13 protein-coding genes are annotated in these 15,051 nt (G+C 64.9%); 3 read left to right on the top strand and 10 right to left on the bottom strand.

Annotated features, from left to right (window positions below):
- The first annotated feature begins 24 nt into the window (after positions 1 to 24).
- On the top strand, positions 25 to 1,164 hold the full coding sequence (locus CIT37_RS13970) for a hypothetical protein (protein ID WP_161966399.1): 1,140 nt from the start codon (positions 25 to 27) through the stop codon (positions 1,162 to 1,164).
- Positions 1,165 to 1,235: 71 nt separating this feature from the next.
- Here the strand turns inward: CIT37_RS13970 and CIT37_RS13975 are convergent, their stop codons facing one another.
- From CIT37_RS13975 to CIT37_RS14005, 7 genes are read right to left on the bottom strand one after another with little or no spacing between them, the layout of a single operon-like run.
- Positions 1,236 to 2,075, bottom strand: a complete 840-nt coding sequence (locus CIT37_RS13975) for an SDR family oxidoreductase (protein WP_095425629.1) — start codon at positions 2,073 to 2,075, stop codon at positions 1,236 to 1,238.
- Between the two features lie 18 nt (positions 2,076 to 2,093).
- Positions 2,094 to 2,852: an SDR family NAD(P)-dependent oxidoreductase gene (locus CIT37_RS13980; RefSeq protein ID WP_095425628.1), complete on the bottom strand. Its 759-nt coding sequence runs from the start codon at positions 2,850 to 2,852 to the stop codon at positions 2,094 to 2,096.
- Complete coding sequence (locus CIT37_RS13985; protein WP_095425627.1) at positions 2,849 to 3,697, bottom strand: sugar phosphate isomerase/epimerase family protein; 849 nt, start codon at positions 3,695 to 3,697, stop codon at positions 2,849 to 2,851. The genes CIT37_RS13980 and CIT37_RS13985 overlap by 4 nt, the downstream gene beginning before the upstream one ends.
- Positions 3,694 to 4,458, bottom strand: a complete 765-nt coding sequence (locus tag CIT37_RS13990; protein WP_161966400.1) for an SDR family oxidoreductase — start codon at positions 4,456 to 4,458, stop codon at positions 3,694 to 3,696. The genes CIT37_RS13985 and CIT37_RS13990 overlap by 4 nt, the downstream gene beginning before the upstream one ends.
- Positions 4,451 to 5,140 carry an acylneuraminate cytidylyltransferase family protein gene (locus CIT37_RS13995; protein ID WP_095425625.1) on the bottom strand — a complete coding sequence of 230 codons (690 nt, stop codon included), beginning with the start codon at positions 5,138 to 5,140 and terminating at the stop codon, positions 4,451 to 4,453. The genes CIT37_RS13990 and CIT37_RS13995 overlap by 8 nt, the downstream gene beginning before the upstream one ends.
- The gene (locus CIT37_RS14000; protein ID WP_244611240.1) at positions 5,140 to 7,059 is read right to left on the bottom strand and encodes an N-acetylneuraminate synthase family protein; all 1,920 of its coding nucleotides are present in this window, start codon (positions 7,057 to 7,059) and stop codon (positions 5,140 to 5,142) included. Before CIT37_RS14000 ends, CIT37_RS13995 begins: the two co-directional genes overlap by 1 nt.
- Positions 7,060 to 7,081: 22 nt before the next feature.
- Positions 7,082 to 8,458, bottom strand: coding sequence for a GHMP family kinase ATP-binding protein (locus tag CIT37_RS14005; RefSeq protein ID WP_095425623.1), 1,377 nt, complete (start codon positions 8,456 to 8,458; stop codon positions 7,082 to 7,084).
- A gap of 197 nt (positions 8,459 to 8,655) precedes the next feature.
- Between CIT37_RS14005 and CIT37_RS14010 the strand changes: the two genes are divergently transcribed.
- Complete coding sequence (locus CIT37_RS14010; protein ID WP_095425622.1) at positions 8,656 to 10,293, top strand: carbamoyltransferase family protein; 1,638 nt, start codon at positions 8,656 to 8,658, stop codon at positions 10,291 to 10,293.
- A 2-nt stretch (positions 10,294 to 10,295) separates the two neighbouring features.
- Here CIT37_RS14010 and CIT37_RS14015 read toward each other — a convergent pair whose 3' ends face one another.
- Positions 10,296 to 11,519, bottom strand: coding sequence for a phenylacetate--CoA ligase family protein (locus CIT37_RS14015; RefSeq protein WP_028143369.1), 1,224 nt, complete (start codon positions 11,517 to 11,519; stop codon positions 10,296 to 10,298).
- Positions 11,520 to 11,605: 86 nt separating this feature from the next.
- Between CIT37_RS14015 and CIT37_RS14020 the strand changes: the two genes are divergently transcribed.
- The gene (locus CIT37_RS14020) at positions 11,606 to 12,760 is read left to right on the top strand and encodes an AGE family epimerase/isomerase (RefSeq protein ID WP_161966401.1); all 1,155 of its coding nucleotides are present in this window, start codon (positions 11,606 to 11,608) and stop codon (positions 12,758 to 12,760) included.
- Positions 12,761 to 12,764: 4 nt separating this feature from the next.
- On the opposite strand, the gene CIT37_RS14025 is transcribed toward CIT37_RS14020, so the two are convergent.
- On the bottom strand, positions 12,765 to 13,604 hold the full coding sequence (locus tag CIT37_RS14025; protein WP_028143367.1) for an ABC transporter ATP-binding protein: 840 nt from the start codon (positions 13,602 to 13,604) through the stop codon (positions 12,765 to 12,767).
- A 152-nt stretch (positions 13,605 to 13,756) separates the two neighbouring features.
- Positions 13,757 to 15,040, bottom strand: coding sequence for an ABC transporter substrate-binding protein (locus CIT37_RS14030; protein WP_038971735.1), 1,284 nt, complete (start codon positions 15,038 to 15,040; stop codon positions 13,757 to 13,759).
- Between the last annotated feature and the right edge of the window lie 11 nt (positions 15,041 to 15,051).

Here is a 15,051-nt window from a genome sequence, read left to right on the forward strand (position 1 = left end):
CGCTTGCTGAAGTTTGACGATCACATGAAGACTCCATCCCTCGGCCTGGTGCTGGGGTTCTGGGTCATCTCGAACGTTCTGGTCATCACCTGGTATTGGGTGAATGTATCCGACCGTTATCTCCCGGGCCTGCTGCGGTACGCCGGAATAGCCTTCTACGTGGCCGTCGCGCTCGTTCCGCTGCTGCTCCTGTTCAAGGTGAGACGGAGCTTCTTCAATCCGGTCGCACTGGGACTGCTCGTCAGTTGCTGCCTTGCGTTGTCCATCACTGCGCACGAAGCCAACCTGCTGCGTGAGCAACTGCAGTTCAGCCTCGATCACGAGCGCGAGTTTGCCCATATGGACGCCGTCGAAGGCGTCATGCGGCCGTTGCTCGCCAAGATTACCGAGGCCTACGTCCAGATATTCGGCGACGATCGCACCCACGGCGGCTCGACGTTCCACACCCACATCATCGCCAACTATTTGTTCGATTCTCTGTCGTTTCTCGCCGTCTTTGCGCTGGCGACGCTGCTTCTTTCGCCGACTGCGACGTGGCTCTGTCTGCTGACTTTTGCGTTCTACACCCAGATCGCGATCTACCCGGGACGCATGGGTCCCGTCTTCATTGCTGGCGGCTTGTTCTGGCAGCTCTTTCTGCTGACGTCGCGGCGATATCCCGCCGTGATCATTTCCGGACTGATCATCAGTTTCGGGCGGACCGATGTCGTGTTCGCTTCGGCGTTCTCGCTGCTGGCCCTCGCGGCTTTCGAGCGGCGATGGCCGACACTGAAGGAGTGGGTCGTGTTCGCTTTGCTGGTCGGCATCTCGCTGGCCGTGCCAAAGACGCTGATCTGGATGCATCCAGGAACGGATTACAGGTCATTCCTGGTCACCAATGGCGACTTCAGCAAGCTCGTCGGCAATCTTCTAGCCATGAAGCTCGTGGTGGCGATCGCCAGTCCCGTGCTCGTGATCGCGATCGTGAGGACATTTGCCTTGACCCGGACGATCGCCGTAGTCGGTTCGGCTTGCTTGATCCATGTGGGGCTCGTCTTTTTCATAGCGGATTTCTCCGAGACCCGGCTCATCATACCTGGGCTCGCGGGGCTCGTCTTCGTGGCTAGTGAAGGGCTTGGGAAATTGCTGGAAGGCAAGAGCGAGGCGCAAGCCGGTAGCGGCTGAGGCCGGTGCTGCCCTGGATCATCGCTGAAGGGGCGGCGAGTGCGGTCTCGCCATCCTCATGCTCCGCGTGGCTACCAGACGCTCCGCCCGCCATCCATGACGAGATTCTGCCCGGTCATGTAGCTCGAGGCGTCCGAGCAGAGGAACTGCACTGCCGCGCGATATTCGTCGACATCGGCCATCCGCCCCATCGGGATCAAGCGCGTCAGTCGTTCGACGAAGGCCGGGTCCTGGTTGTTGAAGACGCCCCCCGGCGAGATCGCGTTGACGCGCACGCCGTGATCGGCCCAGTAGGTTGCCAGATATTTCGTCAGCCCGATCAAGCCGTGCTTGATCACCGAATAGGTCACGGGCTTCACCGGCTGTTCTTCTTCGCGCGTCACCTGCGGCTGGCGGTAGAGCCGCTGGTCCGGCGCGATCACGCCGAGATCGGAGGCGATGTTGAGGACCACGCCACGGCCCCGTTTGGCCATCTCGCCGCCGAACACCTGCGCGCACAGCATCGCGCCGGTCAGGCCGACGGCAATTTCGGTTTGCCATTGCGGCACCGGAAACGCCTCGAAGCGCGAGGAGTGCATGACGCCCGGGCTCGACGTCACCTTCGGATCGATCGCGGCGTTGTTGACGAGGATGTCGACGGTGAGGCCGCGGTCTGCCAGCTGCTCGTTGGCGGCGCGAACCGAGTCGAGCGAGGTGACGTTGATCTCGAGCGCGATCAGATCTGAGGACGGCGCGGTCTGCTTGAGTGCGGCGACAGCGGCTTCGGCTTGAGGAAGCCCGACGTCGGTGACGACGACGCGTGCACCTGCCTCTGTAAGGGCGGCGACATGCTGCCGCCCGAGCAGGCCGCCTGCGCCGGTCACGAGCGCGGTGCGGCCGGTCAGGTCATAGCGCGAAGACGGGCTTGCCATTCGAAGGCTCCTGTTCAGCTACCGCAACTGGCCGCCGTCGGCGACCATGATGCTGCCGGTGATGAATGCCGCGCGGGGCGAGACGAGAAAAGCGACGAGGTCGGCTATCTCCTCCGGCTTGCCCAGGCGGCGCAGCGCCACGTCGCGCACGAGCATTTCCTCGACCGCGGCACTGTTTTCCGCAAGCTTGCGCGCCCAGGTGCCGTCCGCCGACAGGATGTTGCCCGGCGCAACCGCATTGATGCGAATGCCTTCGAGCGCCAGAGGCCGCGCCAGACCGCGCACGGTCGCATTCAGCGCGGCTTTCGCCGCATGGTAAGTGACGGGCGCGCCAAGCGCCGCCATGCCTGCGATCGAGGAGATGCAGGCGATGGCGCGGTCGCCGCTGCCGCGCGCCATCAGCGGCCGGGCGGCCTCGATCATGTTGGTCGCGGCGAACAGATTGAGGTCCATCACCCGCGACCATTCCGCTGCGGTTTCCTTGCCGGGCGGCACGGAGGCGCCGCTGCCGACATTGCTGACGAGGATATCGAGCCGGCCCCATTGCTTCTCCACGTCCTCGACCAGTGCTTTCGCAGCGGCGGGGTCAGTGACGTCGGCGACGTGGACGGACGAGATGCCCCCAACGCTCGTGCGCGCGGTGTTCAGCGCCTCGGCACCACGTGCCGCGAGCGCGACTTTTGCGCCTTCAGCGGCGAGCGTCGTCGCGATCGCAAGCCCGATCCCGCGGCTGGCGCCGGTGACGAGCGCGACACGATCGGTCAGATCGAGCTTCATCGCACCGCGTCCTCGATCCAGCCGACCGTCATGTCGCGATATTTCGCCAGTGCGCCCGCATGGTCGCCGTCGGCCGCGCGTGCGGTTTGCAGGATGTACTGGCCCTTGTAGCCGGAGCGCTCGATCAGCCGGATCGTCTTGGCAAGGTCGGCGTTGCCGGTGCCGAGCGGCACGGTGGTGCCGCCGCGAATGCGGTCCTTGACGTGCACGTTGAGAATGCGCGGCGCGTAGGCGGCGATCTCCTCGTCGCTGTCATAGCCGAGCGAAGCGCTGTTGCCGCTGTCGTAGTTGATGCCGAAAATTTCGGCCGGGAACGGTTCCATGAACCGGGCAAGCTCGCCCGGCGGAAGATCGGATTCGAAGACGATCTTGACGTTTCTTCTTTTCAACTGCTCGGAGCGTGCGAGCAGCACACGCATCAACGTATCGCGCTCGCTCTCGCGCTCGATCTTGCCGTTGTCGACCAGCGGGATCACGACGAATTCGATGCCGATGCGGCTGCAGGCGGCGATCAGGAGATCGAGGTCGGCGACGAGTACGTCGCGCACGACGGCATCGACCTTCCAGAACGGTGCCTGCATGAAGCAGTCGCCGGTCAGGCTCGGGATGCGCACGCCGTTCTCGCGCGACAGCGCCAGAATCTCCTGCTGTCCCGGCTCGGTCGTCAGCGGGTTCTCGCGCAGCCGTTCCTGGTCGATGGTCCATTCCATCCGCGGCAGGCCGAGCTCCTTCGCGCGGGGAAACTCGTTTCGCCACTCGTCCCAGGGGAACGCCTGGATCTTGCCGTCGACCAGGGCCGACAGCCGTCCTTGCATGAAGCCGATGCGTTGCAGCGTTGCGGTCACGATTTGCTATCCGAACTGATGGCGAGGCCCTTGGCGATCCAGCCGCCGTCGACGAAGATCTCCTGGCCGGTCACATAGGCGGAGGCTTCCGACGCCAGGAAGACGGCGGCTCCCACCATGTCGGCGGGCTGTCCCCAGCGGCCGAGCATGGTGTGACGGCGTCTCTCTTCGTGCATGACTGGGTCGGCAAAGCTCTTCGCAGTCATCTCGGTCGCGACATAGCCCGGCGCAAGCGCGTTGACGCGGATGCCGTCGGGCGCGTAGTCGGCGGCGAGGGCGCGCGTCAGCCCGGCAAGACCCGCCTTCGCCGCCACGTAGCCTGGATTGCCGGGAAAACCGCGGATCGAATTGATGCTGGTGACGTTGACGATCGCGGCCGAGCCCGCCTCTTTCAAAAGGGGATAGGCGGCGAGGATGGTGGCGTAGACGCCGGTGAGGTCAGTCGCGACCGTGGCGCGGAAGCGCGCGAGCTCGCTTTCGGCGCTTTGCGGGGGCAGGCTGATGCCGGCGGCGTTGACCAATGCGTCGATGCGGCCGCCTTGCGCCGCGATCGTGCGGAACGCGCTTTCGATCGCCTTGTCGTCGGAGAGATCGCAGGCAAGCGCGGCCACACCTTGCGGCGCGGTCCCGGAACGGCTGAGGCCGAACACCGTAGCGCCGCCATCCTGCAGGCCGGTCGCGATGGCCGCGCCAATGCCGCGCGAGGCGCCGGTCACCACCGCGATCTTGTCCTTGAGCGAGAAGGCCCTGAGATCAGGCATAGCCGTAACTGCGCATGATGGCGGCACAAAGCTTGACGTCCTCGGGACGGTCGATCTGGAACATCTTGTGACGTTCCATCACGTGAAAGCCGATCTTGCCGCCGAGACGGTTATTCTGCTCGCGCAGGAGGGATGGGATCAGGACGTAGAACGAACCGTTCTCCAGATAGCGCTTCTCGATCTGCTGCCGCATGCGGCGGTTGCGATAATCGTAGTTGATCGGCTCCGGTCCGTTCGCGCCGATATGCCAGTTGAAATAATCCTCGACCTCGCAAACCGAGAGCAGGCTGTCGAGATGATCGCGATCGAAGGTCGCAAGCGCGTTCTCGATGTCGCCCGGTTCGCGGATCGGCGATGTCGCCTGGAGCGCGACGATCCGTTCGAACCGTCCCATCCGCGCATCGGTCGCATCGAGCGCATGCAGCCAGGCAGATTCGGAGGAGGCGAGGTCGCCGGAAATGTCGTCGGGGCGCCGCACGCCGACCGCGCCGGCGGCTTCAGCCGCGGCGAGGATCTGGTCGCTGTCCGAAGACACGGCTACCACATCGACGCCGCGTGCGGCGCGTGCCTGTTCGACCGTCCAGGCGATCAGCGGCTTGCCGCAGAGATCGAGCAGGTTCTTGTGCGGGATGCCCTTCGAGCCGCCGCGCGCGGCGATCACGGCCAGCGTCTTGCGTGCCATCAGATGTGTCCCTCGAGACGCTCGAGCGCGGTCCAGAAACCTTCGCCCATGTTCTTGTGGCCTTGCCAGATCTCCGGAATGAAGGAAGCGCCCGGCGCGTGCTTGCGCAGCACCTGTCCGATGTCGTCGAAATCGATCTCGCCTTCGCCGATCTGAAGACCCTCGCCGTCGAGCCCCTTGGCGTCGCCGAAATGCAGATGCGCGGTGTGCGGCCCGAGCTGGGCGAGGCCTTTCGCAAAGTCGAAGCCGAAATGATTGGCGGCGAGTTTCGTGTGCGAGATGTCGACGCACATGCGCAAGTTATGCTTGGCGCAGAATGCGGCGGACTCGTCCGGGAAGATGAAGATATTCTGGTGGCGCTGGCCGCCGAAATGCCAGGGGAACGGCGCCATGGTTTGCGGCGTCAGCTCGACGCCGTCCATGTCGAGCTCGGTCAAGCTCTGCGCGAAGATGCGGTAGCGCTCGGCCTTCTCCTCCGGCGGCAGCGGCTCGTCCATGGTGAAGCCGCCGATATTGGCGACGATGGGTGGGCGCTTGGTCTTGGGGAAGTACTTCTTCAAGCCGCGGGTAATGTCGATCACCGCCTGGGTCTGCTCCAGCGAATAGCGCCGCAGCGCCTCGTCGGGCGTCGCCAGGTCCATCAGCTTGGAGCCGGCAAACAACTCCGGCGCATGCACGACGAAGCCGAGATCGTAGGTGCCGGACAGATACGCCGCGGGATCGCGCTCCATGTCGCTGTAGCTGAGATGGAATTCGATGATGTCGGGCTGGCAGACCTCCAGGAAGCGCTCGGCGTCGTGATAGCGCACCGGCACGCCCCACGGACGGTCGAAGCGGTAGCGCCGTGCTTTTGCGGCGCCTTCGTCGAGGTCGCTCTGGAAGAAATAGTCGTCGGCCGCCATCGTCCGCGTCAGCTTGCGGCCGAGCAGCGCCGGCATCTTCAGCGGCGACAGGCCCTGTCCCGGGCTCTTCACCGCGATGTCGGCTTCGGAGATCACGGTGCCGGCCGAAAGGTCGCGCGCGGCCACCAGGCTCTTGGCCAGGTTTTCGCGGTTGATCAATTCGCCCTGGCTCAGCGCGCGCTCGGCCCGCTTTTCGCCGCGCGCCGCCTCCACCTCGCGGATGCCCGAGACGAGACCCTTGAATTCCTCCGGCTCCAGGCTTGCAGCATGGTCCGGACCTTCCATCTCCCGGTCGAGGGTGATGTGGCGTTCGATCACGACGGCGCCGAGCGCCACCGCGGCGGTCGAGACGGCAATGCCACGCTCGTGGCCGGAATAGCCGACGACCGGATGAATCTCGCGCAGCGTTTCCATGAAACGCAGATGGATGTTGTGGAGCGCGGCCGGATAGGTGCTCTGGCAATGCAGGAGCACGTAGCCGGCGTTGCGCTCGTCGAGGAATTTCGCCGCGGCCTTGATCTCGTCCGAGGTGCTCATGCCGGTCGAGACGATCAGCGCCTTGCCAGTGGCGGCGAGGCGCGCGAGCAGCGGCAGGTTGGTGAGGTCGGCCGAGGCGACCTTGTAGGCCTGCACGCCGAAACCTTCGAGCACGGCGACACTACTCGCGTCCCAGGGCGTACAGAGATACTGGATGCCCTTGGCCGCGCAATATTCGGCGATCTTCTTCTGCTGCGCCGTCGGAAGCTCGAAGCGGCGCAACAGATCGAGCGTGTATTCGACTGCGAGGTCGTCGTCCTTTCCGGACAGACTCGACGCACGATAGACCTCGTCGAGCTTGCGCATCTGGAACTTGGCGCAATCGGCACCGGCCGCGACCGCGGCATCGACCAGCGCAATGGCGCGGTCGAAGTCGCCATTGTGGTTGTTGCCGATCTCGGCAATGACGTAGCAGGGCTCGCCATCGGCCAGAAGACGGTTGCCGATGCGGACCGGAGCAGGCTGTTTGGGCGATGTCATCAACATTCTCGTCTCATATCCGTCAGGCAAATCGCGCGGGAAAGCGCGACTTCCACGTTCGCAGCCCGTTCTCTTCGAACATGATGCGCGAACAGCTATGCCCCTGTTGTTCCAGCGCGGCGATGAGTTGGTAGCGCTCGAACGGACGTACGAAGAACATGAAGTAACCGCCGCCGCCGGCGCCCAGCAGCTTGCCGCCGACCGCGCCATGCTGCTTGGCGAAATCGTAGATCGCATCGATCGCGTCCGACGAGATCTTCGAGCTCAGCTTCCGTTTGGCGTGCCAGGCGTCGTCGATCAGCCGGCCGCATTCCAGGAGCTGGCCGCGCAGGAGATGCCGCCGGATGTCGCGCGTCACTTCCTTCTGCTTGGCGGCCGCAGCGACAGCGTCGCTGGTCTCGTGCTGTGCCTTCTGATCGCGGTGGATGGCGCCGGAATCTCGGCCCGAGCCGGTGTAGCAGAGCACCAGGCTCTCCTCGAGCTCGGCGATGATGTTGGGGTCGAGACGCAGCGGCACGATGGTGTTCTGGTCGGAGAAGAACTCCATGTGATTGAAGCCGCCGAACACGGTGGCGTACTGGTCCTGCCAGCCGCCGGGGATGTTGAGCATCAGCCGCTCGGCCTGGAACGCCATCTCCGCGATCTCGTGGCGGTCCCACTGGTCGCCGCGGAATTCGTTGAAGCAGCCGATGATGGCGGATGTGACCACGGCCGAGCCGCCGAGGCCGGAGCCGACCGGGAAGTCGGCGGAGACCTCGAGCTCGAACCCGTAAGTCGGCTTGATCAGGCGCACGACGGACTTGATCAGTGCAAGATTCCCGTCGGTTCCGAGCTCTGCGAGATTGTCGGCCTCGATCGTGCTGCGGAAATCGTGCGAATAGATCCGGATGCTGGAATCGCTCCGGCGCCGCAGCGTCGCATGAGCGTACATCTTGATCGTGGCGTTGATGACCGCGCCGCCGTCATTTTCGACGAAATAGTGCGTCAGGTCGGTGCCGCCGCCGGAGAAGCTGATCCGCACCGGCGAGCGGGCGCGAGCGAACACCTCGCTCTCTTCGGACAAATTGAACAGCTCGCGGCTGAACACGTCGACGAGCCGGCCTTCACCATCGAGGATCGGCACCACGTGCACGCGCTGATCGAGCAATTTGAGGATCTGCTCGCGCGGACCGCCGGCCCTCGCGGAGACGAAGTTGCGATTGATGCAGGTCGCAACCCGGTCCTGGATCGTGGTGCCGGTCAGCATGCGCCTGCGGATGTCGCCGTCGGTCACGGCGCCGATGATTCGTCCGCTTGAGTCCTGGGCAAACAGGATGCCGAGCATGTTCGCATTCAGGCGCCGGAAGGCTTCCTCAATGGTCTCGGTCTCGGCGATGGTGACGAGAGTTCGTTCAAGCACGTTTCGGGGTCCAGGAAGGGCCAATTCCAGGCCATATCGCAGCAGGGTTGGTAATACGGGAGCGGCAGGGGCGATGCAAGGTTCCTGCGCCCGGCGGCATCGGGCCAAAATGGCCGGCGTCGAGCGCTTCCGTCGGGCCGGGGCCGATTTACATTGGCCGCGGTTTCTATAGAAGGCTCCCGAGGGGTCCAGGCGACATGTATGTGATCGGAATCAGCTCGGGGATCAAGCACGGGCATCACGACGGTGCAGCGGTTTTGCTGCGCGACGGGGAGCTGATCGCTGCTGCCGAGGAGGAGCGCTTCACGCTGGCCAAACATGCGCGCGGCGAGCTGCCGCGCGGGGCGATCGGCTTCTGCCTGAAGCAGGCCGGCATCACCATGCGCGACGTCGACTGGATCTGCTCGCCGCTGAAGACCTACACCAACTACACGCAGCGTCTCACCGAATATTTCAAGTATCAGTTCGGCCACAGCCCGAAGATCGAGCTCTACGACCATCACCTCTGTCATGCCGCGAGCTCGTTCTACGGCTCCGGTTTCTCGGAGGCGACCGTAGCCTGCTTCGATTTCTCGGGCGATTCCAGCTCCGGTCTCGTCGCCCATGCGCGCGGCAACGACTTCCGCGTGCTGACGCGGTTCGGCCGCAACAACAGTCTCGGGCTCTATTACGGGATGCTGACGCAGTATCTCGGCTATCAGATGACCAATGACGAGTACAAGGTCATGGGCCTGTCGTCCTATGGCAGCCCGGACTATCTCGACAAGTTCGCCAAGCTGCTGCGTCCGAACGGCATCAATTACGAGCTCGATCCCGAGCTCGACAAGCGCAGGCGCGACGCCGAGATCTTCACCAGCGATTTCTCGACACGGCAGGAGCGCATCTTCACCGAGAAGATGGAGGAGATTCTGGGACCGCGACGGCTGCGCGGTCAGCCGCTCGATCAGCGGTTGACCAACATCGCCGCAAGCGGCCAGAAGCAGCTCGAGATCGTCACCACCGAGGTGATCCGCACAGCGATTGCCGAGACCGGCTGCGGTGATGTCTGCATCGCCGGCGGCGTCGGGCTGAACTGCAAGATGAACATGGAGATTGCGGCCGAGCCGTCCGTCAAGCGTCTCTACGTTCCGCCGGTGCCGCATGATGCCGGCGTGGCGCTCGGCGCCGCGATGATGAAATGCGCGGAGGCGGGCCACGCCATCGCGCCGCTGACGCACGCCTATTGGGGACCGGAATATTCCAACGACACGATCCGGGAGATGCTGGACAAGATCGGCGCGCGGTTCGAGCTGCTCGACGATCCCGTGTCGCGCTGCGTCACCGATTTGACCGAGCAGAAGACGGTCGGCTGGTTCCAGGGGCGGATGGAGTATGGCCCGCGCGCGCTCGGCAACCGCTCGATCCTGGCCGATCCCAGGCATGCGGGCATGAAGGACCGCATCAACCTCACCATCAAATATCGCGAGGAATTCCGCCCGTTCTGTCCGTCCGTGCTGTACGAAAGTCAGGCCGAGTATTTCGAGGACACGTTCGACGCGCCCTTCATGGTGGTGACGTTCCCGGTCAATCAGAAGGTTGCCGAGACCATGCCCGCGGTGGTCCACGTCGACAACACCGCGCGCATCCAGAGCGTCCATGCGGACAGCAACCCGCTCTACAGCCGCCTGATCGGCGAGTTCGCGAAGGCGACCTCGTTGCCGGTTCTGATCAACACCAGCCTCAACATCAACGAGCAGCCGACGGTGAACGCACCGCTGGAGGCGCTGCACACCTATTTCTGCTCGGGGCTGGACGTCTTGTATCTCGGTAACTATCGGCTCTCGAAGTCGGGCTGAGACTAGCGTTCGTCCGCAATCACCTTGCCGTCGTTCGGCAGCGCGCCGGGATTGACGAACTCGACGCTTCCGCCGAGTTTCGTCACGGCGCGCAAGCTGGTCGCAATCTCCTCGCGCAGGGCGTCACTCGTGGCCGCCGTTTCCGCCTTCAGCGTCATTGCGTCGGTCTCGCCCTGCCGTGTGACGACGAGGCGCAGTCTTCCGAGCGCAGAATGACGCTTGCCGATCTCGGCGATCTGTTCGGGACGGATGAACATGCCCTTGACCTTGGTGGTCTGGTCGGCGCGGCCCATCCAACCCTTGATGCGCATGTTGGTGCGGCCGCACTTGCTTGGGCCCGGCAGCGCTGCGGTGAGGTCGCCGAGGGCGAGCCGGATCCAGGGATGGTGCGGATCGAGCGACGTCACCACGATCTCGCCGACGTCGCCCGGCGCAACGGGATCGCCGGTGCCGGGCTTGACGATCTCCATGATCAGATCCTCGTTCACGACCATGCCCTCGCGCGCCTCGGTCTCGAACGCGATGAGGCCGAGATCGGCGGTGCCGAAGGCTTGGTAGGCATCGATGCCGCGCGCCTTGATCTCGGCCTGCAGCGAGGGCGGGAACGCCGCCCCGGAAACCAGTGCGCGCTTGATCGAGGAGACGTCCCGTCCCGAACTCGCTGCGGCATCGAGCAATATCTTCAGGAAGTCCGGCGTGCCGCTGTAACCGACCGGGCGGTAGGCCTCGATCAGCTCGAATTGCTGTTCGGTGTTGCCGGGCCCTGCCGGGATCACGGCGCAGCCGAGCGCGCGCGCTGAGGCATCGAAAATGAAGCCGCCGGGGGTGAGATGGTAGCTGAAGGTGTTGAGGACGATGTCATCGGGTCGGAACCCGGCCGCGAACAACGCCCTTGCGCCGCGCCAGGGATCGGCCTGCCGCCCCTCCGGTTCGAAAATGGGCCCTGGGGAGGTGAAGAGGCGGGCAAACGACCCCGGCGCCGACGCCACGAAGCCTCCGAAGGGCGCCGAGGCCTTGTGCAGGGCGGGCAGTTCCGACTTGCGCAATACCGGCAGGCCCGCCAGCGCCTCCCGGGAGGTCACGGCGGCGGGATCGAGACCTCTCAGCCGCTCGGCATAGGCCGGGGCGGCCATCGCGGCTCGCAGCACCTCCGGCAGGCGGGAGAACAGATCGGCCTCGCGGGCGGCTTGTTCGCGCGTCTCGCGGGCATCGTAGTGGGCGGTCATGGCTGTTCTTTCCGTGTTGGCATCCGTTGCGCGCCGCCGCTGGCGTGGGTATCAGACGGCGATCGGCGAGGCCTGGAGAGGACGCGATGGCGGACGAAGGAATCATTGCGGCGGAGGAGGCGACGGACGTCGTCGCGCGCCTGAAGCGCCGCATGATCGAGGAGGCGCTGCCGCTGTGGTCGACCGTCGGCTGGGATCCTGCCGCAGGCGGCTTCATCGACCGGCTGCACCGCGACGGAGCCGCGGATGCGGCCGCGCCACGGCGCGTGTTCGTGCAGGCCCGGCAGATCTATTGCTACGCGAAGGCCGCGCAAATGGGCTGGTACCCTGAGGGCCGCGCCATCGCGCTGAAGGGGCTGGAGCATCTGCTCAGCAAAGCCAAAGCGCCCGACGGCCGGCCGGGCTATGTGCACCGGCTGACGCCGGAAGGTGCGGTGCTGGACGGCCGGCGCGATGCCTACGACCACGCTTTCATCCTGTTTGCGCTCGCGACCGTCTACACGCTCGACCAGGACGCGCAGGTTCGTGCCGAGATCGACGCGCTGCTCGCTTTCCTCGACAGCCATCTCCGCTCGCCGCATGGAGGCGTGCACGAAGGCCTTCCGGTGTCGCTGCCGCGCCGGCAGAACCCGCACATGCATCTGTTCGAGGCGATGATCGCGTGTTTCGACGCGACCCACGACCTGTCGTTCCAGAACCGTGCGGGCGAGTTCTTCGCGCTGTTCCTGGCCAATCTCTACGACAAGCAGAAGCGCATCCTGACCGAGTATTTCGAGGAAGACTGGTCGAAGATCGAGCCGGTCAGCGTCGAGCCCGGCCACCAGGCGGAATGGGTCTGGCTGCTGAAGGGGTTCGAGCGCATCACGGGATGCCCGACTGGACAGCGGCGTGCCGAGTTGCTTGCGACCTCGATGCGCTATCGCGACGAGGCCACGGGCTGCCTGGTCGACGAAGGCGACGACATCGGCAATATCCGCCGCAGCGCGCGCCGGCTGTGGCCGCAGACCGAGATCGCGAAGGCGTGGATCGCGCAGGCCGAATCCGGCGAGGCGGGCGCGGCGGACGAGGCGCGCGCGGCGCTGGTGCGGCTCGAACGGCATTATCTCAGCCATCCCGTGAGGGGCGGCTGGTACGACCAGTTCGATCGCGACGGCAAATCGCTGATCGACACCATTCCTGCGTCGTCGTTCTATCATGTTCTCTGCGCGGTCACGGAAGCGGAGCAGGTGCTCGAACCCTAAAAGTTCAGAGCCAGCGCTTGCGCCGCTTGAAGCTCTTGAGGTTCTTGAAGCTCTTGCGCTGGTCGCCGGCCCCGCCGAGGTAGAATTCCTTGACGTCCTCGTTGTCGCGCAATTCGTCGGCGGTGCCGTCGAGCACGACCTTGCCCTGCTCCATGATGTAGCCGTGGCTCGCCACCGACAGCGCGGCGCGGGCGTTCTGCTCGACGAGGAGGATGGTGACGCCGAGGTCGCGGTTGATCTTCTGGATGATGGAGAACACCTCTTTCACCAGCAGCGGCGACAGGCCCATCGACGGCTCGTCCATCAGGATCATCTTCGGGCGCGCCATCAGCGCGCGGCCGATCGCGAGCATCTGCTGCTCGCCGCCGGAGAGATAGCCGGCAAGGCCGGTGCGTTCCTTCAGGCGCGGGAAATAGTTGAAGACCATGTCGAGATCGGCATCGACCTCGCGGTCCCTGCGGGTGAAGGCGCCGAGCTTGAGGTTCTCCAGCGAGGTCATGTCGGCGACGATGCGCCGACCCTCCATCACCTGGAAGATGCCGCGGCGGACGATCTTGTCGGGGTCGATGCCGTTGATCCGCTCATTATCGAACACGATTTCGCCGCGTGTGACCTCGCCGTCCTCGGTCTTGAGCAGCCCCGAGATCGCCTTCAGCGTCGTCGATTTGCCGGCGCCGTTGGCGCCCAGCAGCGCCACGATCGCACCCTTGGGTACGTCGAGGCTGAGGCCGCGCAGCACCAGGATGACGTCGTCATAGACCACTTCGATGTTGCGCACTGCGAGCAGGGCGGCGGGCGGCACGGCGGTCGGCTTGCTGCGGGATGCTTCGAGGGTGTCGGTCATGCGTCTTCATTCTCCGCTGTCGTCAGAGCTTCTTCCGTCATTCCGGGGCGGTCCGCAGGACCGAACCCGGAATCTCGAGGTTCTCAGGTGCGCAATTGCGCACCATAGTTCGCCTCTTCGAGGCGCCCCGGAACGACGGTCAGATCAGGCGCTCACCAGCCCAGCAATTCCGGCTTGCGCGGCAGCTCGACGGTCTTGACCTTCTCGAGCTTGATCGTGCCCTTGGCCATGAGGTCGTTGAGGTCGCCGTCGGTCGCGCCAGAAACCCTGGTGCGATAGAGATCGACCTTCAGCGTGCCGCGATGGTCCTTGTCGGTCCAGGTCGAGGGATTGCAGACGCCTTCCATGCCGGCCGGCACCCAATCCTTCTTCTGGTAGAAGCCCTTGGCGACGTTGTCTCCGGTAGCGCCGCCGTTCTTGGCAGCCCAGTCGATCGCCTCCTTCATGTACAGCGCAGAGCAGACCGCCGCGACGTAGTGCACGGGACGGTAGACCTTGCCGCTGGCGTCGGACATCTTCGAGATCTCCATCAGCGTCTTCATGCCGGGCGCGTCGCCGCCCCAGCTCACCGCGGTGCGCAAGGGGAAGATCACGCCGTTAGCGGCATCTCCGGCCGTCTTGGCGGCGTTCTCGTCCATGCCCCAGACATTCCCCATGAACTGGATCTCGACGCCGGCGGTCTTGCAGGCCTTCATCACCGAGATGTTGGACGCCGCGGTGTTGCCGAGATAGGCGTAGTTGGCGCCCGAGGATTTCAGGCTCAGGCACTGGGCGCTGTAGTCGCCCGGCGCGAGCGCGAACACCAGCGGCGGCAGCACCTCGAAGCCGAGCTCCTGCGCCATCGCTTCACCGGCGGCCTTCGGCGCGTTCGGATAGGGATGGTTGGCGCCCATGTGCACGAATTTCGGCTTGCCGGACTTGCCTTTGGCCTTCCAGTCCTCGGCCGCCCACATCAGCATCGCGCGCAGCGAGTCCGAATAGCTCGGGCCGTAGAAGAAATTGTAAGGAGCGGGCTTGGCCTTGCCGCTGACGCCTTCGGGATCGGTGAGGGCGGCAGCATAGGAGCCGGACATGTCGGGGATCTTGTCCTGAGCGAGGAAGCCGGTCAGCGCCTCGGTGTCGGCGGTGCCCCAACCCATGATCGCGGCGACCTTGCTGTCCGGCGCCGACCACTTCTTGTAGAGCGCGATCGCGCGCGGCACCTGGTAGCCATAGTCGTTGGTGTCGACGTTGAGCTGCTTGCCGCCGACGCCGCCGTTCTTGTTGACCCAGGCGAAGGTGTCGGCGACGGCCTGGCCATAGGGCGTGCCGACGTCGGAGGTGCCGCCGGAATAGTCGGCGAGGTGCCCGATCGCGATCTGCGCCTGTGCGCCGGCCGAGAATGCGGCGATCGCGACGGCGAGCGAGGCGGTGCTCAAAAGGGATTTCATCGTCATGGGTCGGTTCC

Origin of the sequence: Bradyrhizobium ottawaense (genome assembly GCF_002278135.3) — a bacterium.
GTDB lineage: Bacteria > Pseudomonadota > Alphaproteobacteria > Rhizobiales > Xanthobacteraceae > Bradyrhizobium > Bradyrhizobium ottawaense.

Bases quoted from the DNA above. Each gene is read 5' to 3' on its own strand.
- CIT37_RS13970 (WP_161966399.1), top strand. From the start codon at position 25: ATGAAGACTCCATCCCTCGGCCTGGTGCTGGGGTTCTGGGTCATCTCG.
- CIT37_RS13975 (WP_095425629.1), bottom strand. From the start codon at position 2,075: ATGGCAAGCCCGTCTTCGCGCTATGACCTGACCGGCCGCACCGCGCTC.
- CIT37_RS13980 (WP_095425628.1), bottom strand. From the start codon at position 2,852: ATGAAGCTCGATCTGACCGATCGTGTCGCGCTCGTCACCGGCGCCAGC.
- CIT37_RS13990 (WP_161966400.1), bottom strand. From the start codon at position 4,458: ATGCCTGATCTCAGGGCCTTCTCGCTCAAGGACAAGATCGCGGTGGTG.
- CIT37_RS13995 (WP_095425625.1), bottom strand. From the start codon at position 5,140: ATGGCACGCAAGACGCTGGCCGTGATCGCCGCGCGCGGCGGCTCGAAG.
- CIT37_RS14000 (WP_244611240.1), bottom strand. From the start codon at position 7,059: ATGACATCGCCCAAACAGCCTGCTCCGGTCCGCATCGGCAACCGTCTT.
- CIT37_RS14010 (WP_095425622.1), top strand. From the start codon at position 8,656: ATGTATGTGATCGGAATCAGCTCGGGGATCAAGCACGGGCATCACGAC.
- CIT37_RS14015 (WP_028143369.1), bottom strand. From the start codon at position 11,519: ATGACCGCCCACTACGATGCCCGCGAGACGCGCGAACAAGCCGCCCGC.
- CIT37_RS14020 (WP_161966401.1), top strand. From the start codon at position 11,606: ATGGCGGACGAAGGAATCATTGCGGCGGAGGAGGCGACGGACGTCGTC.
- CIT37_RS14025 (WP_028143367.1), bottom strand. From the start codon at position 13,604: ATGACCGACACCCTCGAAGCATCCCGCAGCAAGCCGACCGCCGTGCCG.
- CIT37_RS14030 (WP_038971735.1), bottom strand. From the start codon at position 15,040: ATGACGATGAAATCCCTTTTGAGCACCGCCTCGCTCGCCGTCGCGATC.